Raw genomic sequence first — 23,851 nt, forward strand, 5'->3', positions numbered from 1 at the left:
GTGCCGCGCATTCTGATCATCGCGCCCGCCTGGGTGGGCGACACAGTCATGGCCCAGCCACTTCTCATGCGGCTGAAGGCTCGCAGCCCGCAAACGCGCATCGAGGTTTTGGCGGCCGCCTGGGTGGCACCCATCCTCGCGCGTATGCCCGAGGTAGACGCGACCCTCGACAATCCCTTTGGCCACGGCGAACTCAAGCTCGCCCAACGGCTACGCCTGGCACGTAGCCTGAAAAGCCGTGGTTACGACCAGGCCATCGTGCTGCCCAATTCCCTGAAGTCCGCCTTGGTGCCCTTCTTCGCCGGCATTCCCCGGCGCACGGGCTTCGTCGGCGAGGGGCGCTTCGGTCTTCTCAATGATCTGCGCCGACTGGATGCGGCGGCCCATCCCTTACTGGCAGAGCGCTTCGCCCTGCTGGCCGAGCCGCCGGGCGCGGCACTGTCCCGTCCCCTGCCCATGCCGCGGCTGACGGTGGACCAAGCGCGCGCCCAGGCCACGCTCGCCCGTCTGGGATTGCGTGACGATGCCGAACCCATCGCCTTCTGCCCAGGCGCGGAATACGGGCCTGCGAAGCGCTGGCCGGCACACCATTTCGCGCGGCTTGCCCATCTCCTCACCGCTAAGGGGCATGCCGTCTGGCTGCTGGGCTCGCCGCGCGATGCGCACCTCGGCGCGGCCATCGCCGCAGCGAGCACCGCGCGCAACCTGTGTGGCAAGACCACCCTGGACGAAGCCGTGGATCTCTTGGCCCATGCCCGCGCCGTGGTCAGCAACGACTCGGGGCTTATGCACGTGGCCGCCGCCGTGGGAACCCCCCTGGTGGCCCTCTACGGCTCTTCCAGCCCCGGTTTCACCCCGCCCCTGTCGCCAGCCGCGCGCATCCTCAGCCTCGGCCTTGCGTGTAGCCCCTGCTTCGAGCGCGCCTGCCCGCTAGGGCATCTCGACTGTCTGGAAAAGCTCGTCCCAGAAGCGGTGCAGGAAGCGCTCACCACCCTGCTCGCCCGGCCCCGCGACACTCGACCGGGACCGGCTGGGGCATGACGGTCCAGCGGCACGCCAGCCAAAGCCGGGACGAAACACAAAGTAGCGCCAAGCGATAATGTTCGCTGGGCGCGATCAAACCGTGCGTGAGTAACGCGGCTGCGCTAGCGGTTGCTTTAGGTAAGCGTCGAAGCACATGGCGATGTTGCGCAGGAAAATGCGCCCCAGTTCGGTAACCCGGATCATGTCGGAGGTCAACTCCACCAATCCGTCTGCGGCGAGCTTGGACAACTCCTGCAGACTGTCGGCGAAATAGGCATCGAAGTCGATGCCCCATTGTTCCGCTAGGGCCGACCGATCGAGCGCCAGATCGCACATCAGGGAGAGGATGGCGTCGCGCCGGATGCGGTCATCGCGCGTGACACGCACGCCCCGTTCGACGGCAAGCCGCCCCGCCTCGATGCGCGCCTGGTAGTCCACCAAACGCTTGCAATTCTGCACATAGACTTCCTCGGTCTGGCTGATGGCCGACACGCCGAAGGCATAGATGTCGCAATCCTTGTGCGTGGTATAGCCCTGGAAATTCCGGTGCAGCGTATGCGTTGCCTGCGCCTTCACCAGCTCATCGCCTGGCCGGGCGAAGTGGTCCATGCCGATATAGACGTAACCGGCCGCCGTGAGCCGCTCCAGCATGAGCTGCTGCAAGCGGATGCGGGTGGGGAAGTCCGGCAAATCGGCCTCGCTGATGAGTTTCTGGTGCTTTTTGAGCCAAGGCACGTGGGCATAGCTGAACACTGCGAGCCGGTCGGGGCCCATGTCGATCACCTTGTCCAAGGTGGCGGCGAAGCTCTCCACGGTTTGGTGCGGCAGGCCCACCATCAGGTCCATGTTGATGCTGGCGAATCCTGCCTCGCGCATCCAGCCATAGACTTCGCGCACCAGGGCTTCCGGCTGCACGCGATTGACTGCACGCTGCACGCGTTCGTCGAGATCCTGCACCCCCAGGCTTAGGCGGTTGAACCCGGCCTCGCGCAGGGCCGTCACGTGGTCCCGCGTGAGCTCGCGCGGATCCACCTCGCAACCGGCCTCTACCTCCTCGGCGAAGCGGAATCGGCTGCGCAGATGCGCCGCGAGGCGGCGGATGTCGTCGGGGTGCAGATAGGTGGGCGTGCCGCCCCCCCAGTGCAGCTGCTCCACCTGGCGTGTGGGCGAAAGCAGCGTCGCCACCCGGTCCACTTCCTGCTCCAGCACGTCCAGGTAGCGCGACGCCTTGGCGTAATCATGGGTGGCCACCATGTTGCAGCCGCAGTAGTAACACAGCGTGTCGCAGAACGGGATGTGAATGTAGAGGGACAGGCCACGGCCGTCGTCGCGGGTGCGGGCGATTTCTTCGCGCCATTCCCTTTCCCCAAACGCCTCCGTAAAATAGGGCGCCGTCGGATACGAGGTATAGCGGGGCCCGGGCTTGCTGTATTTCTCGAGCAGGGAAGGCGCAATGCGCATGGTTTCGTTTGCCAAACAGGATGCCGTCATCCATTATAGCGGAATGGTGAGGGCCGCCCAATGACCACCCGTTTCCCCTCACCGGAGGACGCCGAGGCCGCTTTCTACCGCGCCTTCGAACGAAACGATCTGGATGCCATGCTGGCGGTCTGGGATGAAGCGGAAGACGTGATCTGCGTGCATCCCATGGGCAGTCCGCTCAAAGGGGTACGCGCCGTGGCCCAGAGTTGGCAGGAAATCCTGGGCGCGCAAGTGGCGATGCGTTTCGGTATCGAGCCCATTCAGATCACCCGCCAGCAGGGTCTTGCCATCCACATCGTCAAGGAACACATCATGGTACCGGATGGCAAGCCGGTGGCGCCCATGAGTGCCACCAACGTCTATCGTGAGACCCCGGCGGGCTGGCGCATGATCCTGCACCACGCTTCGCCGGCGCCGGGCGTGCTGTCCGGCCCGCACGTCGGTCGTGCCCTGCACTGATGCCAGGCCACCTCCAACCCTCCACCTATCGCGCCCCACGCTGGCTCCCTGGGGGCCATGCCCAGACCCTCTATGCCGCGTTATGGGCGCGGGTGCCCCACATCCCCTACCGTCGCGAACGCTGGATCCTGCCGGACGGTGATTTCCTCGATCTGGACTGGGTGGATGGCTCTCCGGGAGCGCCGCTGGTGGTGCTCTTCCACGGCCTGGAAGGCAACTCGCGCGGCCACTACGCACGCGCCCTGATGCAAGCCGTGCGCCGGCGCGGCTGGCGCGGTGTGGTGCCCCATTTCCGCGGCTGCAGCGGTGAGCCCAACCGTCTCGCGCGCGCCTACCACTCCGGCGACTCCGCCGAGATCGACCTCATCCTGCGTCGCTTCCGTGCCGAATTTCCTGGGCGGGCACTGTTCGCGGTGGGCGTCTCCCTGGGCGGCAACGCCCTGCTCAAATGGCTCGGCCAATGGGGAGCGGAATGTTTGTCCATCCTCCACGCCGCCGCGGCCGTTTCGGCACCCATGGATCTCGTGGCCGCGGGGCGCGCGTTGGATCGCGGTTTCAATCGGCACACCTACGTGCGCCATTTCCTGTCCACCCTGCGCCCCAAGGCCCTGGAGAAGATTGCGCGCCACCGTCTGCCCGTGAGTCCGCAGGCGATACGGGCCGCCGCCACTCTCTACCGCTTCGATGATTTGTTCACGGCGCCGCTGCACGGTTTCCGCGACGCAATGGATTACTGGCGCCGGGCATCGAGCAAGCCCTGGCTCAATTCCATTTCCGTGCCCACGCTCATCCTCAACGCGCAAAACGACCCTTTCCTGCCAGCATCGGCCCTGCCTACGCCAGAGCAGGTGAGTGCGGCGGTAACCCTGGAATTCCCGGCCGCAGGCGGTCACGCGGGCTTCGTCGCTGGCCCCTTTCCCGGCAACCTCGACTGGCTGCCGCAGCGGCTCATTGACTACTTCGCGGCTCACCTTGCGCAGCCGACGCTAGCCCCCTTGCCGCCGAATCGTCATAATGCTCCTGCATCTTGTGCAGTCTGAACGGAGCCTCCATGCAGAATCTCCCTCCAGAAATCTTCAAGGCCTACGACATCCGCGGCATCGTCGGCAAGACCTTCACGCCGGAAATCGTCGAGGCCATCGGCCAGGCCATCGGTTCGGAGGCGCAGGCCCGTGGCCAGCGGGCCATCGTCATTGGCCGGGATGGCCGCCTGTCGGGTCCGGTGCTCAGCGAAGCGCTGGCGCGCGGCATCCGCAAGGCGGGCATCGACGTCATCGACATTGGCATGGTGGCCACGCCGATGACTTATTTCGCCGCCTTCGAGCTGCGCACCCATTCCGCCGTGATGGTCACGGGCAGCCACAATCCGCCGGACTACAACGGACTGAAGATGGTATTGGGCGGCGAAACACTGTCCGGCGAGGCGATCCAGGCGCTGCGCCAGCGGCTGCTCGATGGCGCGCTCAGCCACGGCGAAGGCAGCTATCGGCAGGAGGAGATCGCGCAGCGCTACATCGAGCGCATCGTCTCCGACGTGAAGCTTGCCCGCCCCATGAAGATCGTCATCGACTGCGGCAACGGCGTGGCCGGCGCCTATGCGCCGCGTCTGTACCGGCGTTTAGGCTGCGCAGTGACGGAACTCTACTGCGAGGTGGATGGCACCTTCCCCCATCATCATCCGGATCCCTCGCAGCCAAAAAACCTGCAGGATCTCATCGCCCACCTCAAGGCAGGTGAGGGAGAAATCGGCTTGGCCTTCGACGGCGACGGTGACCGCCTGGGCGTGGTCACCCGCGATGGCCAGATCATCTACCCCGACCGGCAGCTAATGCTGTTCGCCGATGACGTGCTGGCCCGCAACCCCGGTGCCAAGATCATTTTCGACGTGAAGTCCACCCGCAAGCTGTTCGATTGGATCCGCGCCCGCGGCGGTGAACCCATCCTGTGGAAGACTGGCCATTCCTTCATCAAAGCGAAGATGAAGGAAACCGGCGCCCTGCTCGCGGGCGAGATGAGCGGCCACATTTTCTTCAAGGAGCGCTGGTACGGCTTCGACGATGGCCTGTATGCGGGCTGCCGGCTGCTGGAATACCTATCGCGCCAACCCGACGTGACCGCCACCCTACACAGCCTACCGGACACAGTGAATACGCCCGAGCTCAACATCAAGATGGCCGAGGGCGAGCACTATGCGCTGATGGAGAAACTCAAGACCACGGCGCGCTTTCCCACTGCCAAGGAGATCATCACCCTGGATGGGCTGCGCGTGGAATACGAAGACGGCTTCGGACTCGCGCGGCCTTCCAACACCACGCCGGTGATCGTGCTGCGCTTCGAGGCAGACAATCCGGCGGCGCTTGAGCGCATCCAAGCAGACTTCCGGCGCGTACTGCGGGAAGCCGCGCCGGATCTGCCGTTGCCTTTCTGAAGCAGACTCAGTCCAGCCCGCCCACCACGTCCGCACGGCGCGCGGCGTAGGCCATGTCCCGCTCCGGCGGCGCCAGATCCACGTCCAGGCTGGCCGCCACCTGGTCGCGCTGCCGACGGTCGCGCTGCCACCAGTAGGCCCAGTTGCGGCTACGCTCGGTTTCGATCCTGGGATCCTCGCGCAGGGTACGGATGAGAATATCCGCTTCGGATTCGTAAGGGTTGGCCTTGCTCATGCTGGTTCTCCCTGTGAGGGGCCAACCTTAGCGAAAACTCCGCGCGGCGACAACCGGCCGGGTCAGGCCCGCCAGGAACGGTTTGGGCGTGTGCCGCACTGGCCAAAGCCCCCCCACAGAGTCTTTCCCCTCAGGCTCGTGGACGGCGCTTTAGCGGCGATCCTCACCGCGCGGCGTGTCCCGTAGCTTTGCAAATCCCGATAAAATGGCGACCACCTTCATCCCGGACGCCCGCATGTTCTATTGTCTCGCCCGCCCGCTTTTGTTTGCTCTCGATCCGGAAACCGCCCATGAACTGACGATTCAGGGCTTAAGTCGCGCTGATGGTCTGCTGAGCTGGGTCATGCCGCAGCGACCCTGTGCAGCGCGCCGGGTGATGGGTATCGAGTTCCCCAATCCGCTGGGGCTGGCCGCGGGGCTGGACAAAAACGGCGAGGCAATCGCTGGTCTGGCTGCGCTAGGCTTCGGCTTCATCGAGATCGGTACCGTAACGCCGCGACCGCAGGCGGGCAACCCGCGCCCCCGCCTGTTCCGCATCCCAGAGGCGCAGGCCATCATCAACCGCATGGGTTTCAACAACCAGGGCGTGGATGCGCTGATCGAGAACGTCAAGCACGCGCGTTTCCGCGGCGTGCTCGGGATCAACATCGGCAAGAATTTCGACACCCCGATGGAACGCGCGGCGGACGATTATCTCCTCTGTCTGCGCAAGGTCTATGCCCACGCCAGCTATGTCACGGTCAACGTTTCCTCCCCCAACACGCGCAACCTGCGCGAGTTGCAAGAAAGCGAGGCACTCGACGCGCTGCTCATACGCCTGAAAACGGAACAGGCGCGGCTCGCCGATGAACACGGCCGCTACGTGCCGCTGGTGATCAAGATCGCGCCGGATCTGACACCAGAACAGCTGGTGGCCATTGCCGACCGCCTGCTCGCCCACCGCATCGACGGCGTGATCGCCACCAACACGACCGTAAGCCGCGAAGGCGTGTCCCATCTACCCCACGGGCAAGAAAGCGGTGGCCTCTCGGGTGCCCCCCTGCGTGAGAAATCCACTGCGGTGATCCGGGCCCTCTACGCCCAACTGCAAGACGCCGTGCCCATCATCGGTGTCGGCGGCATCATGAACGGTGCGGACGCGCTGGAAAAGATCGAGGCCGGCGCCAGTTTGGTGCAGGTCTATACCGGCCTCGTTTATCGTGGACCCGATCTGATCCGCGAAGTGCTGAAAACGCTTTGCGCACCGCCACCCAACCGGAGGCGCGATGACCCATTCCTCTCGTGAAGCCAGCACCGCCAGCCTCGCGCTGGGAGCGATTGGCGTGGTGTTCGGCGACATCGGCACCAGTCCGCTCTACACCATGAAGGAGGTGTTCGCAGGTCACCATCCCCTGGTGCCCTCCGAAGCGAACGTACTTGGAGTCCTCTCGCTGGTGTTCTGGGCCCTCACCATCGTAGTATCCATCAAGTACGTGGCCTTCATCATGCGCGCCGATAACAATGGCGAAGGCGGCATCATGGCGCTCATCGCCATGGTGCAGCGGGCCGTGCCAGCGACGACGCGCCTTGGCTGGCTGCTCGTCGCGCTGGGCATCTTCGGCGCTTCCTTGTTCTACGGCGACAGCATCATCACGCCAGCCATCTCGGTGCTGTCCGCCGTGGAAGGCCTGCAGGTAGCCACTCCTGCCATGCGCCCCTTGGTGGAACCCATCGCGCTGATCGTGCTCATCTTTTTGTTTGCCATCCAACGCCGTGGCACCCATCACGTGGGACGGTTTTTCGGGCCTGTCATGGCCCTGTGGTTTATCACGCTGGCCGTGCTGGGTATAGCCAACATCCTGACGGTGCCCAAGGTGCTGACGGCGCTCAATCCCATCCATGCCCTGGACTTCTTTGTCCAGCATCAGGGTTACGCCTTTCTCACCCTAGGCGCCGTGGTACTTGCCGTCACGGGCGCCGAGGCCCTCTATGCCGACATGGGCCATTTCGGACGGTTTCCCATCCGTCTGGCCTGGTTCGGCCTGGTGCTGCCAGCGCTGCTGCTCAATTATTTCGGCCAGGGGGCGCTGCTCATCCGCGACCCGGAAGCGATCCGCAATCCCTTCTATCTGCAGGCGCCGGACTGGGCCCTCTATCCCCTGATCGGCCTGGCCACCGCCGCCACCATCATCGCGTCCCAGGCCGTGATCACGGGTGCCTTTTCCGTCACCCGGCAGGCGATCCAACTGGGCTATCTGCCGCGCATGCAGACCGTGCATACGTCCGAGCACGCCATCGGCCAGATCTACATCCCTTTCACCAACTGGGCCATGCTCATTGGCATCGTGGTGCTGGTGCTCATGTTCGGCTCCTCCAGCAACCTGGCCGCGGCCTATGGCATTGCGGTTACCGGCACCATGCTGATCGACACCATTCTCGGTTTCGTCGTGGTCATCACTCTCTGGCGCTGGAACCGCTGGCTGGCGGTGGCAGGACTGCTGGTCTTCCTTAGCGTGGATGTGGGCTTCTTTGCCGCCACTTCCCTCAAGATCGTGGAGGGTGGCTGGTTCCCGCTGATGGTGGGCGTGATGGTATTCACCCTGCTATCCACCTGGAAACGGGGACGCCAGCTTTTGCTCAGTCGTCTGCAGTCCGGCGCAATCGCCCTACGGCCATTCATCGAGGGACTGGTGGCCCATCCGCCGGTGCGGGTGCCGGGCACCGCGGTGTTCCTCACCGCCAGCAAAGATGGCGTGCCCCACGCCCTGCTCCACAACCTGGCGCACAACAAGGTGCTGCACGAGCGCGTGGTATTTCTCACTGTGACCACGGAAAACCACCCCTACGTGCCGCCCGAAAAACGGGTGGAAATCGAAGATCTGGGCCACGATTTCTATCGGCTGGTGATTCACTACGGCTTCAAGGACGAGCCCGACATTCCCGCCGCACTGGCACTCTGTGCGGACAAGGGGCTCAAATTCGAGATGATGGAGACTTCCTTCTTCCTTTCGCGGGAAACCATCATCGCTACGGCTATGCCCGGCATGGCGCCCTGGCGCGAACAGTTGTTCATCCACATGGCGCGCAACGCGGAAAGTGCCATGGCGTTTTTCCGCATTCCCACCAACCGTGTGATCGAACTCGGCTCGCAGGTGGAAATTTGAGCCCGGATGATCCATTAGGGCGCGGCATAGGGATGGTTCCAGGCGCGCCTGGGTTGCCTAAGACGCTCGCAGGCCAGGTTACACACCTGGCCGGAAAATCGATCCCAAGCCCGGCCGCATGGGGCCGCCCACACCCGCGTAGGCGCGGGTGGCCTCTCGAAAAACGGTGAAGGATGGCGATTGCTGCGCAGTTCATCGGGCGCGCGCCGGTCTGATGGAGAATCTAGGTTGAAGGCTGCGAGCCACGGGACAAGGAGCAAGGCATGCGCATCGGTATTCCCAAGGAGATCAAAGACCACGAGTACCGGGTAGGCGCCACACCCGCCGGCGTGCATGTGCTGGTTGCAGCGGGTCATGAGGTGTGGGTGGAAAGCGGGGCCGGCGAGCACATCGGCTTCAGCGATGAAAAGTACCGCGCCGCCGGCGCCCGCATCGCCGCCACGGCGCAGGATGTCTACCGCTGCCCGCTGGTGGTCAAGGTAAAGGAGCCGCAGCCAAGCGAAATCCCCCTCCTGTGGGAAGGCCAGGTGGTGTTCTGCTATTTCCATCTGGCTGCCTCGCGGGAACTGGCGCAGGCGCTGCTTGCCCGCAAGATCATCGCCATCGCCTACGAGACCGTGACCGATGAGCAGGGCGCCTTGCCGCTGCTCATTCCCATGTCTGAGATCGCGGGGCGCATCGCGGTGCACGTGGGTGCCAACTGCCTGCACTTGGCCAACGGGGGTAGTGGAGTGCTACTGGGAGGGGTGCCCGGCGTGTCACCGGGCAAGGTTCTGGTGATCGGCGCCGGCACCGTGGGCACCCAGGCCGCACGCATGGCCCTGGGCCTGGGCGCGGACGTCACCATCCTGGACGTAAACCTCCCCCGTCTGCGTCACTTGGACGATTTATTCGGGCCACAGCTGAAGACCCGATATTCGGAAGCCCATGCCATTGCCGAGCTGGCCACCGAAGCCGATCTGGTAGTGGGTTCCGTGTACATTCCAGGGAAGCGCGCCCCCAAGCTGATCAGCCATGACACGGTGCGGCACATGAAACGTGGTTCGGTACTCGTGGATGTCGCGATCGACCAGGGTGGCTGCGCGGAAACCTCGCGCCCCACCACCCACACCCACCCCACCTATATCCATGACGGCGTGGTGCACTACTGCGTGGCCAACATGCCAGCCGCTACTGCGCGGACTTCCACCCAGGCATTGACCAACGCCACCCTGCCCTACACCCTGCTGCTTGCCGCCGATCCCCTGAGTGCGCTCAAGTCGCGCCGCGATCTGCGCGCCGGGCTGCAACTTTACCTGGGACACGTCACCCACCGCGCGGTGGCGGAAGACCTGGGGCTGCCCTTCACCGAGCCGGAACAAGCCCTCGCCACCTGAACGGCGCATGCGGGCGAAAACCCGCCCCGGCTCAGGGTTGCGTGGCCGCACCTAAAAGCGGATAATTTGGTCGCTTTTTCGCGGCCGCCATCGTGGAAACTTATTTCCTCATCCTCATCAGCACGGTGTTCGTCAACAACATCGTGCTGGTCAAGATCCTCGGGCTGTGTCCCTTCATGGGCGTGTCAAAGAAGCTGGAGCCGGCCATCGGCATGGGACTGGCCACCACCTTCGTGCTCACCGTCGCCTCCGGCGCCAGCTATCTCATCAATGAGTACCTGCTGGGTACCGATCTGTTTTACCTTCGCACGCTCTCCTTCATCGTCGTGATTGCCGCCATCGTGCAGCTGACGGAAATGTTTCTGCACAAGATGTTTCCGTTGCTCTACCAGGTGCTGGGCATCTACCTACCGTTGATCACCACCAATTGCGCCGTGCTCGGTATTCCACTGCTCAACGTGCAGGAGAAGCATGATTTCGTGGAATCCCTGTTCTTTGGCCTGGGTGGGGCGCTGGGCTTTTCCATGATCCTGATCGTGTTCGGCGCCATGCGCGAGCGGCTGGAAGGCGCGGATGTCCCCGCACCATTCCGTGGCAGCGCCATCGCCATGGTTACGGCGGGTTTCATGAGTCTGGCCTTCATGGGCTTCGCCGGACTGGTCAAATGAGCGTGCAAGGCCTGCGTGAAGTGGCCACTGCTCTTTGCTTCGAGCACCGCGGTAGCTGAGATACCGGAGCGAGGCCATGCTTTCTGCGCTGCTCGTCATGGCTGGCCTCGCAACTGGGCTGGGTCTCGCGTTGGGCTACGTGGCGGTGCGTTTCAGGGTCGAATCCAGTCCGCTAGTGGACAAGATCGATGCCATCCTGCCCCAGACCCAGTGCGGCCAGTGCGGCTATCCCGGCTGCCGTCCCTATGCCGAGGCCATCGCCAAGGGCGAGGCAGACATCAATCAGTGTCCGCCGGGCGGCGAAGAAGGGATCCGCAAGCTGGCGGAGCTATTGGGGGTGGAGCCCAAGCCCTTGAACACCGCCCACGGCGTCGAGAAACCCAAGTCGGTGGCCGTGATCGACGAAAACTTGTGCATCGGCTGTACCCTGTGCATTCAGGCCTGCCCGGTGGATGCCATCGTCGGCGCCGCCAAGCAGATGCATACCGTGATCGCCTCCGAATGCACCGGTTGTGAGTTGTGCGTGGCGCCCTGTCCCGTGGATTGCATTCACATGGTGCCCATCCAGGAAGACATTTCCACCTGGAAGTGGAAATACCCGGTCATTCCCCTCAAGGCCGCCTGAAACCATGCGTAGGCTTTACGGCTTTCCCGGCGGTGTGCATCCGCCCGAGCACAAGACCGAATCCAGCGGCCGTCCCATCGCGCCGGCGCCGCTGCCGGCACGCCTAGTGGTGCCCCTACTCCAGCACATCGGCAATCCCGCCAAACCCGTGGTGCAGCCTGGGCAGAAGGTGCTCAAGGGTGAGCTAATCGGCAAGGCAGACGGCTACATTTCGGTGAGCGTGCATGCGCCCACCTCGGGCACGGTGCGGGCGGTTGAGCCCCATCCGGTGCCCCATCCCTCCGGCCTGCCGGCTTTGTGTGTGGTGATCGAGGCCGACGGCGAAGAGAGGTGGGTGGAAAAAACGCCCATCGATTATCTCCATCTCGATCCGAGCGAGGTACGCAACCGCTTGCGCGACATGGGGCTGGCCGGTCTGGGCGGCGCCGTGTTTCCCACCTACGTCAAACTCAATCCGATCCCCGAGCGCAGCGTTCCCACCCTGGTGCTCAACGGCTGCGAGTGCGAGCCCTGGATCACCTGCGACGACCGTCTGATGCAGGAACGCGCCCCCAGCATCGTCGCGGGGGCGCGGATCATGCGCCATCTGCTGGATGCGCGAGAAGTCATCGTCGCCATTGAGGACAACAAGGCGGAGGCCATCGCCGCCATGCGCGAAGCCTGCCGGGACACTGATTTCGAAGTGGTCGTGGTACCCACCCTCTATCCGTCTGGCAGCGGCAAGCAGCTCATCCAACTGCTCACCGGGCGGGAAGTCCCCAGCGGCGGCCGCTCCACCGACGTGGGCGTGCAAGTCTTCAACGTGGGGACCGCCCACGCGCTGGACCGTGCAGTAAACCACGGGGAACCGCTGATCTCCCGCATCGTCACCGTTACCGGCAACGTGCGCCGGCCGCAGAATTTCGAAGCGCCCCTCGGCATGCCCCTGGCAGAACTCGTCACGCTGGCGGGTACCCCGCGGGAAGACACCACCGGCTACATCATGGGTGGCCCGATGATGGGCTTCGATCTGAACTCGGATCAGGTCCCGGTGGTGAAGGCCATGAACTGCGTGATCGCCCGTTCGGAACGGCTGTTTCCGCCTTTACCCTTGCCCTTGCCCTGCATCCGCTGCACGCGCTGTGCCCAGGTCTGCCCCGTACGGCTGCAACCCCAGGATCTCTACTGGTTCGCCCGTGCCAAGAATTTCGGCAAAGCCCAGGAGCACAATCTGTTCGATTGCATCGAGTGTGGCTGCTGCGCCTACGTCTGCCCCAGCCACATTCCGCTGGTGGACTATTACCGTTTCGCCAAGAGTGAGATCTGGGCGCGGGAACGGGAAAAGAAGGCAGCAGACCGGGCGCGCGAACGCCACGAATTCCGCTTGCAGCGTCTGGAGCGGGAAAAGAAGGAACGCGCGGAAAAGCTGGCCCAGAAAGCCGTCGCCTCGAAGGACACTGCCGCCATGCCCAATCCCGATGCGCAGGCCAAGCGCGCCGCCATCCAGGCCGCGATCGAGCGGGCCCGCGCCAAGCAGGCGGGTATCGAGCCACGCAACGTGTCGCAACTGCCGCCGGACAAGCTGAAGGAAATCCAGGAAATCGAAGCACGGCGTGCCAAACTGCGGGAGGCCATGCAAAAGCAACCCGGGGACACACCATGACCTACGTGGCACAACCCGCAAGCGTCGGCATGATCATGGGCAAGGTACTGCTAGCGCTGGGCCTTGGCATTGCCGCCTACGTGATCTATTTCGGCCCCGCCATCCTGGTGAGTCTCACGCTCGCCTCCCTCGCTGCCCTCGCCTGCGAGGCGCTAGTCCTGCGCCTGCGTGGCTACGTAATCGCGCCCTTCTTGAAGGATGGCAGCGCCCTGGTCACGGCGTGGCTATTGGCGCTTTCCATGCCGCCGCTTGCGCCGTGGTGGCTGGTGGTGGCTGGCACCGCCTTCGCCATCGTGGTGGCCAAGCATCTCTACGGAGGACTGGGGAACAACCTGTTTAATCCCGCCATGGCGGGCTACGTCCTGCTCTTGGTGTCCTTTCCTTCCCACATGACCCAGTGGCCGGCGGCGGAGATGCTGGCCCACGCCCACCTCTCCCTGCTCGACGCCGCGATCTACATTTTCACGGGCCATTTGCCCGCGGGCGTCACGCTCGATGCCATCACCATGGCCACGCCCCTGGACATGCTGAAGACCCAACTCAAACTCGGACATACGGTCAACGAAGTCACCCGCGCGCCCCTCTACGGCTACCTCGGAGGGCGCGGCAGTGAAGTCATCGCCGCTGCCTGGCTCGTTGGCGGACTTATCCTCCTCAAGCAGCGGGTGATCACCTGGCACGTGCCCGTGGCCATGCTGGCCGCCCTATTCGCCGCCGCCCTGTGGTTCCACGTGTACGACCCCGATCGTTACGTGGCACCCTGGTTTCATCTGGCCACGGGGGGTGCCATGCTGGGCGCCTTCTTCATCGCCACCGATCCCGTCACAGGCCCCACGACCCCCATGGGCAAGTTGATCTTCGGCGCCGCCATCGGTCTGCTCGTCTATCTCATTCGCACCTTCGGTGGCTATCCGGACGGCGTCGCCTTCGCGGTACTCATCATGAACATGGCCGTGCCTCTGATCGACCTCTACACCCAACCGCGGGTCATTGGGCACGACTCCAAGAAGTCCGACCGGTCATGAATCCCGCCCTCGCCAATTCCGTGCGCACGGCGCTCATCCTGCTCGCCTTCACGCTGTTGGGCACGGCTATGCTGGCTTATACCTTTCAGCTTACGCGCGACATCATCGCCGCCAGCGAGGAACGGGAAAAACTCGCCCTCATCAGCCAAGTCTTGCCGCCGACGCTGTTCGACAACGATATCCTTACAGACACCATCAAGCTGCCACCGACAGAAGCCTTGGGAACCATCGAACCTTCGCTGGTGTACCGAGCCACCCTACACGGCCAGCCCGCCGCCTTGGTGTTCGAGGCCGTGGCACCGGATGGCTACGCGGGTCGCATCTACTTGCTGGTAGCGGTGAAGGCCAACGGGGAACTGGCTGGCGTGCGCGTGGTATCGCATAATGAGACACCGGGGCTTGGCGACTACATCGACATCGCCAAAAGCCCTTGGATCCGTGTCTTCGAGGGTAAATCTTTGGCCAACGTCCGGCCCAACGGCTGGAAGGTCAAGAAAGACGGTGGCGATTTCCCCTACGTGAGCGGGGCGACCATCACGCCCCGCGCCGTCATCAAGGCGGTCCACGGGGTATTGATGTATTTCGAGAAAGAAGGCGGCCCCCTTTTCGCGCGCCCCGCCGCCTGGCAGGAGCAGCACAAATGAGCGAAATGTCATATCGCGAAATAGCCTACAACGGCGTTTGGAAACAGAACACCGGGCTGGTGCAGCTACTGGGCATGTGCCCCTTGCTGGCGATTAGCACCAGCTTCGTCAATGCCGTTAGCCTTGGTCTGGCGACGGTGGCCGTGATGGCCCTGTCCAACGCCTCCATCTCCCTCATTCGCAACGTGGTGCCCAAGGAAATCCGCATCGCCGTGTTCATCCTAATCATCGCCGCGCTGGTGACCACGGTACAGCTGCTCATGAATGCCTTCGTCCATCCGCTCTACCTAGTATTGGGCATCTTCATCCCCTTGATCACGACCAACTGCATCGTGCTCGCCCGCTGTGAGGCCTTCGCTTCCAAGAACCGCGTCTTGCCTTCCGTTTTTGATGGCCTGATGATGGGCCTCGGCCTGACTGCCGTTTTAGCCGTGCTGGGCGCCATGCGAGAAATCATCGGCAAGGGCACGCTGTTCTCGGGCCTTGACATGGTGTTCGGGCCCGCAGCGAAAGAATGGGTGCTCCACGTCCTCCCCACCGGCTATCCAGGCGTGCTGGTGGCCGTTTTGCCACCCGGTGCCTTCATCGGTCTAGGCTGTCTGATCGCCTTGAAGAACTGGCGCGATGCGCGCGCCGCCCAGCAGCGCGCGGCTCCGGCCGCGCTCAAGAGCGCATGAACGCGCGAAAGCGTCGGGAAATCTTCGAGCGGTTGCGCGCCTTCAACCCCCATCCCGCCACCGAGCTGGAATACCGCACGCCCTTCGAGCTGCTGATCGCGGTGATTCTCTCCGCCCAGGCCACGGACCGCAGCGTCAACCTCGCCACGCGCAAATTGTTCGCCAAGGCCAACACACCAGAGGGGATCCTGGCCCTGGGGGAGGAGGGATTGATTCCCTACATCCGCAGCATCGGCCTGTATCCCAGCAAGGCCAAGCACATCATCGCCACCTGCCGCATCTTGGTGGAACACTATGGCGGCCAGGTGCCCGCCACGCGCGAGGCGCTGGAGAAGCTACCTGGGGTGGGCCGCAAGACGGCCAACGTGGTGCTCAATACCGCCTTCGGCCAGCCCACCATCGCGGTGGACACGCATATTTTCCGCGTCGCCAACCGCACGGGCCTTGCGCCCGGCAAGACGCCGCTGGAAGTGGAGCGCAAGCTGCTAAAATTCGTACCAGACGAATTCAAGCACGATGCGCATCACTGGTTGATCCTGCATGGACGCTATGTGTGCACCGCGCGCAAGCCAAAATGCCCCGAGTGCCTGATTTTCGACCTGTGCGAGTATCGGCACAAAACAGCCGCGCCATGAGGGGACAGCATGTCCATCGCCACCGCCCTCGCCACCGGGCGCACCGCCCGTGAAGACCTCGCCTACGAGGCGGTGGCCGGCGCCATGGTGCGCGCGGGCCTGGCCCACGCCAATAGCGTGCTGCTTTTTCTCACCCCGGAATTCGCGCCCGACCCGCAACCCGCTCTGCGCGCCGCCTCCCGCGCCGCCAACTGCACCCAGGTGGTGGGATGTTCCGCGGCAGGCATTTTCACCGAACAGGAATGGGTGCTCGACGCACCAGCCGCTGCCGCCATGGTGTTCGGCGGCCGCGTGTCCCTGATGCCCCGCCATGGCGAAGCCCCAGACGAACTGATCCTGGCGCTGGCCGCGCCCAATGCCATCAACATAAGTTGGCTGCGGGCGCCCGGCCGGCGCTTCGGGGGCGTGTCCGGTGATGCCACCGGCCAAGGCCCCTTCAAGGTGTGGTGCGGGGGGCGGGTAGCGGTCAATGGGCGCTGCGAGACCGTCCTACGTGGGGCGCGCGGCGCGGTGGGCGTCTCCCAGGGCGTGCGACCCCTGTCGCCACCCCTGGAAATCACCCAGGTAAGTGGCTACGACGTGATCAGCCTGGGCAGCCAGCCTTCCCTCAACAGCCTGGCGCGCGAGCTGCCGCTGGAGGTGCGCGAGCTGGATCGCCTGCCCTTGCATCTCATCCTCGCTGGCGTGATCTTCGGTGATCCAGACACCGCCATCCAGGAGGGACGTTACCGGCTGGCACCCGTGATCGCCGCCAACAGCGACGACCGCTCGGTGACACTCTCCGCGCGTCTTACGCCGGGCGAGCGTCTGTTCTGGGCCCTGCGGCAACCGCTGGCGGCGGAACGCGACATGCGCCTCACCTTGGAACGGGTGCGACAAGAGTTGTCGAGCGAGCCCGACTTCGGCCTGTTCTTTCCCTGCATGGGCCGCGGGCCCTATTTCTACGGCGGCATCGATCGTGATCTGGAATTGATCAAAGGACGCTTCCCAGGACTGCCCTTGATCGGCTTCTACGGCAACGGCGAGATCGCGCCCCTGGATGGGCGTAACGAGCTTTTCCAGTACTCGGGCGTGTTGGGGCTGTTTTGCATCGATGTTTGATCCCGACCGGGAACAGGTGCGCCGGTTCTACTGCGAAACCTGGCGCAAATATCGCGACCGCGAGCCGCTGCAAGGCAGCGAAACGCTGGCCATCGAGGTGATCCTGCTCCATCCCGAGTACCACGGCGTGCTTGCGCAACCCGAGCGCTACGTGGATCGCGACTACCCCCCGGAGATGGGTGCCGTCAATCCCTTCCTACACCTGAGCGTGCACCTGGCCATCCTGGAGCAGCTCTCCATCGACCAACCGGCTGGCATTCGCAGTCGTTACCAGAAACTTTTGGCGAGCGGCCTCGATGCCCACGACGCCCAGCATGCGCTGGGGGAATGTCTGATGGAGATGATCTGGCAGGCCCAGCATCACCACACCCCGCCCGACGCCGCCGTCTATCTCCGCTGTCTGGACGACAAACTGGGCGCGTGAAAAAACCCGGCAGCGCCGGGTTTTTTCTGGTTCAGGCCAAGCACGCATCAGCGCTTATATTTGAGACCAGACTGGCTGGCAAAATAGGCCGCCAGATCGGCGATGTCTTGATCGGAGAGGTTGGCGGCCTGGCCATTCATGATGGCGTTGACACGGCTCTTGTCGCGATAGGCCTTGAGGGCGTGCTCCAGGTAGTCATCGTTCTGGCCGGCGAGCTTGGGAAACGCGGGGGTCGGGCTGTTGCCATCGGCCCCATGGCAGGAGGCACAGACGGTGCTCTTGGCCTTGCCAGCGGCGGCATTGCCGGCGGCGGCAGCGGGCAGCGCCACCAGGGCGAGGATCGCGGTGGCGAGGAAGATACGCGTGTTCATGTTTTCCATCCCTTCTTACTTGGCGTCGGAATAGTAGGCGGCGAGATCGGCCATGTCCTGATCGGAGAGACTGCCGGCGATCGCGCGCATGGTGGCGTGCTTGCGCTCGCCCGCCTTGTAGGCCTTGAGCGCAGCGATGATGTATTCCGCGTGCTGGCCGCCGATCTTCGGCACCCGATAGGTGTCGGGATAGACGCTGCGATAGCCCTCGATGCCGTGGCATCCGGCGCACATGGAGCTTTTGTTCTTGCCCGCGGCGGCATTCCCCTCCGCCAGGGCACTGCCGCTCGCAGCGGCCGTCAGCATCACGAGCAGGCTGGCTAGGACGTGTTTGCTCATTTTCCTCACTCTTTCGGGTGGTTTGTGAAAGCTTCAAAACCGGACGGACCGCGCTCTGCTTTGATGTGTGACGGGCACCCCCCCGCGCGCGGCCAAAACGAATTGGGCGTTATTCTATGCGTAGGCAGCAGCGCCCCGCAACCGGCATGCATTTGCCGCTGGCGCGTAAATATTAGATACTCCTAATGTTTTTGCCCACTCGACGAGATTTTCATGAGTCTTGCCTCCCGTTTTTCCGACACCTTGGCCTGCAATTTGTGGATCTACCGCATCCTGCCCTTTTTGCGCTGGTGGCCGCGGGTGAACCGGCAGACGCTGCGATCGGATGCCATCGCCGGTCTCACCGGCGCGCTCATCGTCCTGCCCCAGGGAGTCGCCTTCGCCACCATCGCCGGCCTGCCGCCCCAGTACGGCCTGTACGCCGCCATGGTGCCCGCCGTCATCGCCGCCCTGTTCGGCTCCAGCTGGCACCTGGTCTCCGGCCCCACCACCGCCATCTCCATCGCGGTGTTCGCCTCCGTCGCCCCCCACGCCACCCCAGGCAGCCCCGAGTTCATCAAACTGGTCCTCACCCTCACCTTCCTGGTGGGCGTGTTCGAACTCCTCCTCGGCCTCGCCCGCATGGGCACCCTGGTCAACTTCATCTCCCACACCGTGGTCATCGGCTTCACCGCCGGTGCTGCCGTGCTCATCGCCGGCAGCCAGATCAAACACTTTTTCGGGCTGGAAATGGCGCGCGGGCTGCCGTTGCATGAAATCCTCTACCACCTCGTCTTGAAACTGGACCAGATCAACCCCTACGTCACCGCCGTCGGCTTGATCACCCTGCTCTCGGGCATCCTGGTCAAACGCTACCTGCCGCGCTTTCCCTACATGATCGGTGCGATGATCGTGGGTTCGCTGGCGGCGTTCGTCCTCAACCACCATTTCGGCACCCTGCACACGGGAATCCGCACCGTGGGGGCCCTGCCCGCGGGGCTACCACCTCTGTCGATGCCGGATTTCTCCTTCAAGGCGCTCCATGACATGTTGTTTCCGGCGCTGGTGGTGACCATGCTGGCGCTCACCGAGGCCGTGTCCATTTCCCGCGCCATCGCCGCCAAGTCCGAGCAGCGCATCGATGGCAACCAGGAATTCATCGGTCAGGGCCTGTCCAACATCCTAGGTAGCTTCTTCTCCAGCTACGCCTCTTCCGGCTCCTTCAATCGCAGCGGCGTCAACTACGCCTCTGGCGCCCAGACCCCCCTGGCCGCCGTGTTCGCTTCCCTCGCCCTGGTGCTGATCCTGCTTCTGGTCGCACCGCTGGCTGCCTACCTGCCCACCGCCGCCATGGCCGGCATCTTGTTCCTGGTGGCTTGGGGCCTGATCGATTTCCATCACATCGGCGCCATCTGGAAGATGAGCCGCAGTGAATCCCTAGTGCTCTGGGTGACCTTGATCGGCACCCTGATCAACCTGGAGAAGGGCATCTTCTTCGGCGTGCTGCTTTCCCTCATGTTCTACCTCTACCGCACCTCGCGCCCCCAGGTGCAGGCGGTGGTACCAGATCCGGAGCCGGGCAGCTATCACTACATCGACGCCACTGGCCGCCGCGAGTGTCCGCAACTCAAGATGCTGCGAATCAACGGCTCCATCTTCTTTGGGGCGGTAGACCACGTGCAATCGCACTTGCACCAGGTGGACGCGGACAATCCCCAAGCCAAGCACGTGCTGATCGTGGCCTCTGGCATCAACTTCGTGGACATCGCCGGGGCGGAAATGCTGGTGCAGGAAGCCAAGCGCCGCCGCCGCATGGGGGGCGGTCTGTATTTCTACCGCGTCAAGGAAAGCGCCTGCGAGATGCTGCGGCGCGGCAGCTATGCCGAGGAAATCGGCAAGGAAAACATTTTCCCGGCCAAGAGCCGGCCCATCGAGGCCATCTATCCCAAGCTGGACGCAGACGTCTGCGCGCGCTGCACAGCGCGCATCTTCCCCGAGTGCCAAGAGCAGCTGCCGGATGGACGGAGGCGAACAGACTAAGTGTATTTGCCCTAGCGCCCGAAAACGCTACAATTTGACGTTTTCTTGACGTTCGTTTTCGGGAGCCCATCATGGCGGAAACCCCCACGCGCTGGGGCAAAACCCTGTTCTGGGGTCTGCTCGTGGCCCTGCTCTACTGGGGCCTGTTCCATTATCAGGACGCCATCGTGCGTCTCGCCCACACCACCACCCAATCCTGTCTGGTGGTGGAAGACGGCAAAGAAGTCTATTACCACAAGCCCACCGCGGAAGCTTGCGCGGCGAAAGGCGGCATCCTGATCGAAGGCAACCGGTTAAACGTGCTCGTGCCCATCGTGGTCGCCTTCGTCATGTCCTATGCCCATGGGGCTTTCACCGGCATGTTCTGGGATTCCCTGGGACTTAAGGCCGCCAAAAAGAAATGACAGGGAGCAAAGCGCGATGGAATTGATCCAGTTCATCGAACTCGACCTCACCGGCGCGATCCTCCTCATTCTCATTGGTTTCGTGGGAGGCATGGTGTCCGGCTTCATCGGGTCCGGTGGCGCTTTCGTCCTCACACCGGCCATGATGACCCTGGGCGCGCCCGGCATCGTAGCAGTCGCCTCCAATATCTGCCACAAGTTTCCCAAGGCGCTGGTGGGCGCCATCAAGCGCCACAAATATGGCCAGGTGGACGTGAAGCTGGGTCTGGTAATGGGCGTGTTCGCGGAGCTGGGCATGCTCTACGGCAAGCACGTAATGACCGGCATCAAAGACCGTTTCGGTGCGGTGGGCACGGATCTCTACGTGTCAGCCATTTTCGTGGTGGTGCTAGCCATCGTCGGGAGCTTCGTCTATCGCGACTATCGCAAGCTCAAGAGCCATCCCCATGGTGAGGAGCATCGTTTGACTCGGCTGGCGAAATGGGTGCAGTCGGTGCACATTCCCGGCACCATGATCTATTTCCCGGGTGCCAAGGCAAAGATCTCTTTCCTGTTCGTCGCCCCCATGGGCTTCGCCACCGGCATGCTGGCCTCCACCATTGCCGTCGGCGGTTTCATCGGCGTGCCCGCCATGATCTACATCTTCGGCGTGCCCGCCCTGATGGCCTCGGCCACCGAGCTGGTCATCGCCTTCGTCATGGGGCTGGGCGGTACCATCTTCTACGGTCTCGAAGGGATGGTGGATCTGCGCCTGGCCATGCTGATCCTGCTGGGTTCCCTGTTCGGCATACAGCTGGGTGCCATCGGCACCACTTACGTGAAAGACTACCAGGTCAAGCTCACCATGGCGGTGATCATGCTCACCGTGCTGTTTAGTCGCCTGTTCTACATTCCAGGCTATCTGTCCAAGCTCAAACTGATCGAGCCCCTGCCGGAAACCACGGTAAAGACGCTCAAGGTAGCGGGCGATGGTGTGCTCGCGCTGGCGCTGCTACTGGGGGCGATCACGGTGCTCACCGCCTTGCTCCGGGGCATCGCCGAACATCGCCGCCAGCACGAGGTGCTGAGCGAAAACCAAGGCATTGCTCAGTAGCGCCTGCCGGTGGCCGGTGTGCAAAGGCAGCCCGGGGCTGCCTTTGTTTTTTTCTAGCGCTAGAATCACCGCTCATGCGCATCCTCATCATCGAAGACAATCCGGATCTCGCCGCCAACCTGGTGGAGTACCTAGCGGAGCGAGGCCACGCTGCGGACGTGGCGCAGGATGGCATCACTGGGCTGCATCTGGCCACGGTCAACGACTACGATGCCATCGTGCTGGACTTGATGCTGCCTGGCATGGATGGCATCACGCTTTGCCGCAAGCTGCGCGAGGAGGCGCACAAGACTACCCCGGTGCTCATCGTCACCGCCCGTGACGCGCTGGACGACAAGATCGTCGGCCTCGAATCCGGCGCCGACGATTACGTGGTGAAACCCTTTGCCTTGCGCGAGGTGGAAGCGCGCTTGAAGGCCTTGGCACGACGTGCCCAGAGCCAGGGATTGCAAGCACAGCTGCAGGTGGGCGACTTACGCTTCGATACCGACACCCTGAGGATCACCCGTGGCGCGCGGCTGATTCACCTTCCGCCCATTCCCCTACGCCTGCTGGAAACGCTAATGCGCCATTCGCCGCGAGTGCTAAGCCGTGGTGAGCTGGAGCATGCGGTATGGGGTGATACGCCGCCCGACAGCGACGCCCTGCGCGCCCACATGCATCTTTTGCGCCGCGCCATCGACGCGCCGGGCGAAGCGCCGCTCATCCACACCGTGCGCGGGCTGGGCTATCAGCTCGCAGAAGTCGATGCTGCGGCGGCCCCGTAGCCTGCGGCTGCGGGTCGCGTTCGCCTTTGCCTGGTTCGGTGCGCTAATCAGCCTCTTGCTCGCCACCGGCCTATACCTCTCGGCGCGCGATCTCGGCACGCGGCTGATGGACGAGACCCTGCAGGCTGAGCTGGAAGACTACCTCGCCCGCCGCGCGCGCAATCCCCATTCCCTGCCTCCCCACACCCTGATGCTGCAAGGCTACGTGATCGGCCCCGGCTCAGAAACGGACGCGCCGGAGGCATTGCGGCGCCTGCCGCCAGGCCGGCACGAGCTGCTTCTTCAGGGCCGCCCCTACCGCGTCGCCGTCGCGCAACGCGCGGGCGTACGCTACGTCATGCTATTCGACGCAACGCCCCACATCGAGCGAGAACGCCGCTTCCTGCTGGTGCTCAGTGCGGCCGTGTTGATCATGACCCTGGTCTCCGCTGCGGGCGGCTACTGGCTCGCGGGGAGCGTGGTGGCACCGGTCACTCGGCTGGCGCGGGAGATTTCCGGCGCCGCGCCAGAAGCTGAGGCGCCAGCGTTGGCCAGTCATTTCGGCGAGGACGAGCTGGGGGAGATGGCACGCGCCTTCGATGGCTACATCGCGCGCTTGCGTGCTTTCATCGACCGGGAACGGGCCTTCACCGCCGACGTCAGCCACGAGCTGCGCACACCGTTGGCAGTGATCCAGGGCGCAGCGGAAGTGCTGGCGGACGACCCGGCTCTGAACGAACGCCAGCAGTCGCGCATCGAACGCATCGCCCGCGCCAGCCGGGACATGGTGGAGCTGATCACGGCGCTGCTGCTTTTGGCGCGCGAGGAAACGGCGCGCGCCCAGCCCGACGAGCAGTGCTCGGTGAAAGAAGTTCTGCTGGAATGCGTGGAGCGTCACCGCCATCTCATCGAGGGCCGCCCGGCGCGCCTGGAACTCGACGTCGCGGCCGAGCCCCTCCTGCCGGCAGAACGCACCCTGCTCGCCATCGTCATCGGCAACCTGGTGCGCAATGCCTTTGCCTACACCGAACAGGGACGTGTGGAAGTCCAGCTTCTCGCCGATCGCCTGGTGGTGCGGGACACCGGCATCGGCATCAAGGCGGATGAGCTGGCGCGGGTGTTTCAGCGCTACTACCGGGGATCAGCCAGCACTGGGGCCGGCATCGGCCTGTCGCTGGTAAAACGCATCTGCGACCGCTACGGGTGGCAGGTGCGAATCGACAGCCGGGAAGGCGAAGGCACCACCGCTCAACTGGTGTTCGGGGGCCTTGCCGAGCATTCTTAACGCTTTC

General features: G+C 63.8%; 25 protein-coding genes. 21 read left to right on the top strand and 4 right to left on the bottom strand.

What is annotated here, in order from left to right; genetic code table 11:
- Window positions 1–1,041, top strand: a complete 1,041-nt coding sequence (gene waaF, locus V6E02_RS02410) for a lipopolysaccharide heptosyltransferase II (RefSeq protein ID WP_347306762.1) — start codon at window positions 1–3, stop codon at window positions 1,039–1,041.
- 75 nt (window positions 1,042–1,116) lie between these two features.
- Here the strand turns inward: waaF and hemN are convergent, their stop codons facing one another.
- Window positions 1,117–2,484 (bottom strand): oxygen-independent coproporphyrinogen III oxidase, encoded by a 1,368-nt coding sequence (gene hemN, locus V6E02_RS02415; protein ID WP_347306764.1) that lies wholly within the window; start codon window positions 2,482–2,484, stop codon window positions 1,117–1,119.
- A gap of 60 nt (window positions 2,485–2,544) precedes the next feature.
- On the opposite strand from hemN, the gene V6E02_RS02420 reads away from it, so the two are divergent.
- From V6E02_RS02420 to V6E02_RS02430, 3 genes are read left to right on the top strand one after another with little or no spacing between them, the layout of a single operon-like run.
- On the top strand, window positions 2,545–2,964 hold the full coding sequence (locus V6E02_RS02420) for a YybH family protein (RefSeq protein ID WP_347306766.1): 420 nt from the start codon (window positions 2,545–2,547) through the stop codon (window positions 2,962–2,964).
- Window positions 2,964–4,004 carry a hydrolase gene (locus tag V6E02_RS02425; RefSeq protein ID WP_347306768.1) on the top strand — a complete coding sequence of 347 codons (1,041 nt, stop codon included), beginning with the start codon at window positions 2,964–2,966 and terminating at the stop codon, window positions 4,002–4,004. Before V6E02_RS02420 ends, V6E02_RS02425 begins: the two co-directional genes overlap by 1 nt.
- An 11-nt stretch (window positions 4,005–4,015) precedes the next feature.
- Window positions 4,016–5,392 (top strand): phosphomannomutase/phosphoglucomutase, encoded by a 1,377-nt coding sequence (locus tag V6E02_RS02430; protein ID WP_347306770.1) that lies wholly within the window; start codon window positions 4,016–4,018, stop codon window positions 5,390–5,392.
- Between the two features lie 7 nt (window positions 5,393–5,399).
- Here the strand turns inward: V6E02_RS02430 and V6E02_RS02435 are convergent, their stop codons facing one another.
- Window positions 5,400–5,627 carry a hypothetical protein gene (locus tag V6E02_RS02435; protein ID WP_347306772.1) on the bottom strand — a complete coding sequence of 76 codons (228 nt, stop codon included), beginning with the start codon at window positions 5,625–5,627 and terminating at the stop codon, window positions 5,400–5,402.
- Between the two features lie 205 nt (window positions 5,628–5,832).
- On the opposite strand from V6E02_RS02435, the gene V6E02_RS02440 reads away from it, so the two are divergent.
- From V6E02_RS02440 to V6E02_RS02495, 12 genes are all read left to right on the top strand, one after another.
- Window positions 5,833–6,912: a quinone-dependent dihydroorotate dehydrogenase gene (locus V6E02_RS02440; protein WP_347306774.1), complete on the top strand. Its 1,080-nt coding sequence runs from the start codon at window positions 5,833–5,835 to the stop codon at window positions 6,910–6,912.
- On the top strand, window positions 6,893–8,770 hold the full coding sequence (locus tag V6E02_RS02445; RefSeq protein ID WP_347306776.1) for a potassium transporter Kup: 1,878 nt from the start codon (window positions 6,893–6,895) through the stop codon (window positions 8,768–8,770). The genes V6E02_RS02440 and V6E02_RS02445 overlap by 20 nt, the downstream gene beginning before the upstream one ends.
- 263 nt (window positions 8,771–9,033) lie before the next feature.
- Window positions 9,034–10,146 carry an alanine dehydrogenase gene (gene ald, locus V6E02_RS02450; RefSeq protein ID WP_347306778.1) on the top strand — a complete coding sequence of 371 codons (1,113 nt, stop codon included), beginning with the start codon at window positions 9,034–9,036 and terminating at the stop codon, window positions 10,144–10,146.
- A 92-nt stretch (window positions 10,147–10,238) separates the two neighbouring features.
- A complete protein-coding gene (gene rsxA, locus V6E02_RS02455; RefSeq protein WP_347306780.1) occupies window positions 10,239–10,814 on the top strand; it encodes an electron transport complex subunit RsxA in 576 nt (191 codons plus the stop codon).
- A 76-nt stretch (window positions 10,815–10,890) separates the two neighbouring features.
- Window positions 10,891–11,439, top strand: a complete 549-nt coding sequence (rsxB, locus tag V6E02_RS02460; RefSeq protein WP_347306782.1) for an electron transport complex subunit RsxB — start codon at window positions 10,891–10,893, stop codon at window positions 11,437–11,439.
- A 4-nt stretch (window positions 11,440–11,443) separates the two neighbouring features.
- A complete protein-coding gene (gene rsxC / locus V6E02_RS02465; protein WP_347306784.1) occupies window positions 11,444–13,081 on the top strand; it encodes an electron transport complex subunit RsxC in 1,638 nt (545 codons plus the stop codon).
- The gene (locus tag V6E02_RS02470; RefSeq protein WP_347306786.1) at window positions 13,078–14,106 is read left to right on the top strand and encodes an RnfABCDGE type electron transport complex subunit D; all 1,029 of its coding nucleotides are present in this window, start codon (window positions 13,078–13,080) and stop codon (window positions 14,104–14,106) included. Before rsxC ends, V6E02_RS02470 begins: the two co-directional genes overlap by 4 nt.
- Window positions 14,103–14,750, top strand: a complete 648-nt coding sequence (gene rsxG / locus V6E02_RS02475; protein ID WP_347306788.1) for an electron transport complex subunit RsxG — start codon at window positions 14,103–14,105, stop codon at window positions 14,748–14,750. The genes V6E02_RS02470 and rsxG overlap by 4 nt, the downstream gene beginning before the upstream one ends.
- Complete coding sequence (locus V6E02_RS02480; protein WP_347306790.1) at window positions 14,747–15,427, top strand: electron transport complex subunit E; 681 nt, start codon at window positions 14,747–14,749, stop codon at window positions 15,425–15,427. The genes rsxG and V6E02_RS02480 overlap by 4 nt, the downstream gene beginning before the upstream one ends.
- Window positions 15,424–16,062 (top strand): endonuclease III, encoded by a 639-nt coding sequence (gene nth / locus V6E02_RS02485; protein WP_347306792.1) that lies wholly within the window; start codon window positions 15,424–15,426, stop codon window positions 16,060–16,062. The genes V6E02_RS02480 and nth overlap by 4 nt, the downstream gene beginning before the upstream one ends.
- 9 nt (window positions 16,063–16,071) lie before the next feature.
- Window positions 16,072–17,163: an FIST N-terminal domain-containing protein gene (locus V6E02_RS02490; RefSeq protein ID WP_347306794.1), complete on the top strand. Its 1,092-nt coding sequence runs from the start codon at window positions 16,072–16,074 to the stop codon at window positions 17,161–17,163.
- Window positions 17,156–17,587: a DUF1841 family protein gene (locus tag V6E02_RS02495; RefSeq protein ID WP_347306796.1), complete on the top strand. Its 432-nt coding sequence runs from the start codon at window positions 17,156–17,158 to the stop codon at window positions 17,585–17,587. Before V6E02_RS02490 ends, V6E02_RS02495 begins: the two co-directional genes overlap by 8 nt.
- Before the next feature lie 47 nt (window positions 17,588–17,634).
- Here V6E02_RS02495 and V6E02_RS02500 read toward each other — a convergent pair whose 3' ends face one another.
- Both V6E02_RS02500 and V6E02_RS02505 read right to left on the bottom strand, forming a co-directional pair.
- Entirely contained in the window at window positions 17,635–17,958 is a 324-nt protein-coding gene (locus tag V6E02_RS02500) for a c-type cytochrome (RefSeq protein ID WP_347306798.1), read from the bottom strand.
- Between the two features lie 15 nt (window positions 17,959–17,973).
- Window positions 17,974–18,264: a c-type cytochrome gene (locus V6E02_RS02505; RefSeq protein WP_430626760.1), complete on the bottom strand. Its 291-nt coding sequence runs from the start codon at window positions 18,262–18,264 to the stop codon at window positions 17,974–17,976.
- A 246-nt stretch (window positions 18,265–18,510) separates the two neighbouring features.
- On the opposite strand from V6E02_RS02505, the gene V6E02_RS02510 reads away from it, so the two are divergent.
- The 5 genes from V6E02_RS02510 (at window position 18,511) to V6E02_RS02530 (ending at window position 23,844) form a co-directional block, all read left to right on the top strand.
- A complete protein-coding gene (locus tag V6E02_RS02510) occupies window positions 18,511–20,316 on the top strand; it encodes a SulP family inorganic anion transporter (protein ID WP_347306802.1) in 1,806 nt (601 codons plus the stop codon).
- A gap of 71 nt (window positions 20,317–20,387) precedes the next feature.
- Entirely contained in the window at window positions 20,388–20,720 is a 333-nt protein-coding gene (locus V6E02_RS02515) for a hypothetical protein (RefSeq protein ID WP_347306804.1), read from the top strand.
- Between the two features lie 16 nt (window positions 20,721–20,736).
- Window positions 20,737–21,813 carry a sulfite exporter TauE/SafE family protein gene (locus V6E02_RS02520; protein WP_347306806.1) on the top strand — a complete coding sequence of 359 codons (1,077 nt, stop codon included), beginning with the start codon at window positions 20,737–20,739 and terminating at the stop codon, window positions 21,811–21,813.
- A 74-nt stretch (window positions 21,814–21,887) separates the two neighbouring features.
- Window positions 21,888–22,580: a response regulator transcription factor gene (locus V6E02_RS02525; protein WP_347306808.1), complete on the top strand. Its 693-nt coding sequence runs from the start codon at window positions 21,888–21,890 to the stop codon at window positions 22,578–22,580.
- A complete protein-coding gene (locus V6E02_RS02530; protein ID WP_347306810.1) occupies window positions 22,561–23,844 on the top strand; it encodes a sensor histidine kinase in 1,284 nt (427 codons plus the stop codon). Before V6E02_RS02525 ends, V6E02_RS02530 begins: the two co-directional genes overlap by 20 nt.
- Window positions 23,845–23,851 lie beyond the last annotated feature (7 nt).

The sequence above is a fragment of the Thiobacter sp. AK1 genome (assembly GCF_039822265.1).
GTDB lineage: Bacteria > Pseudomonadota > Gammaproteobacteria > Burkholderiales > Thiobacteraceae > Thiobacter > Thiobacter aerophilum.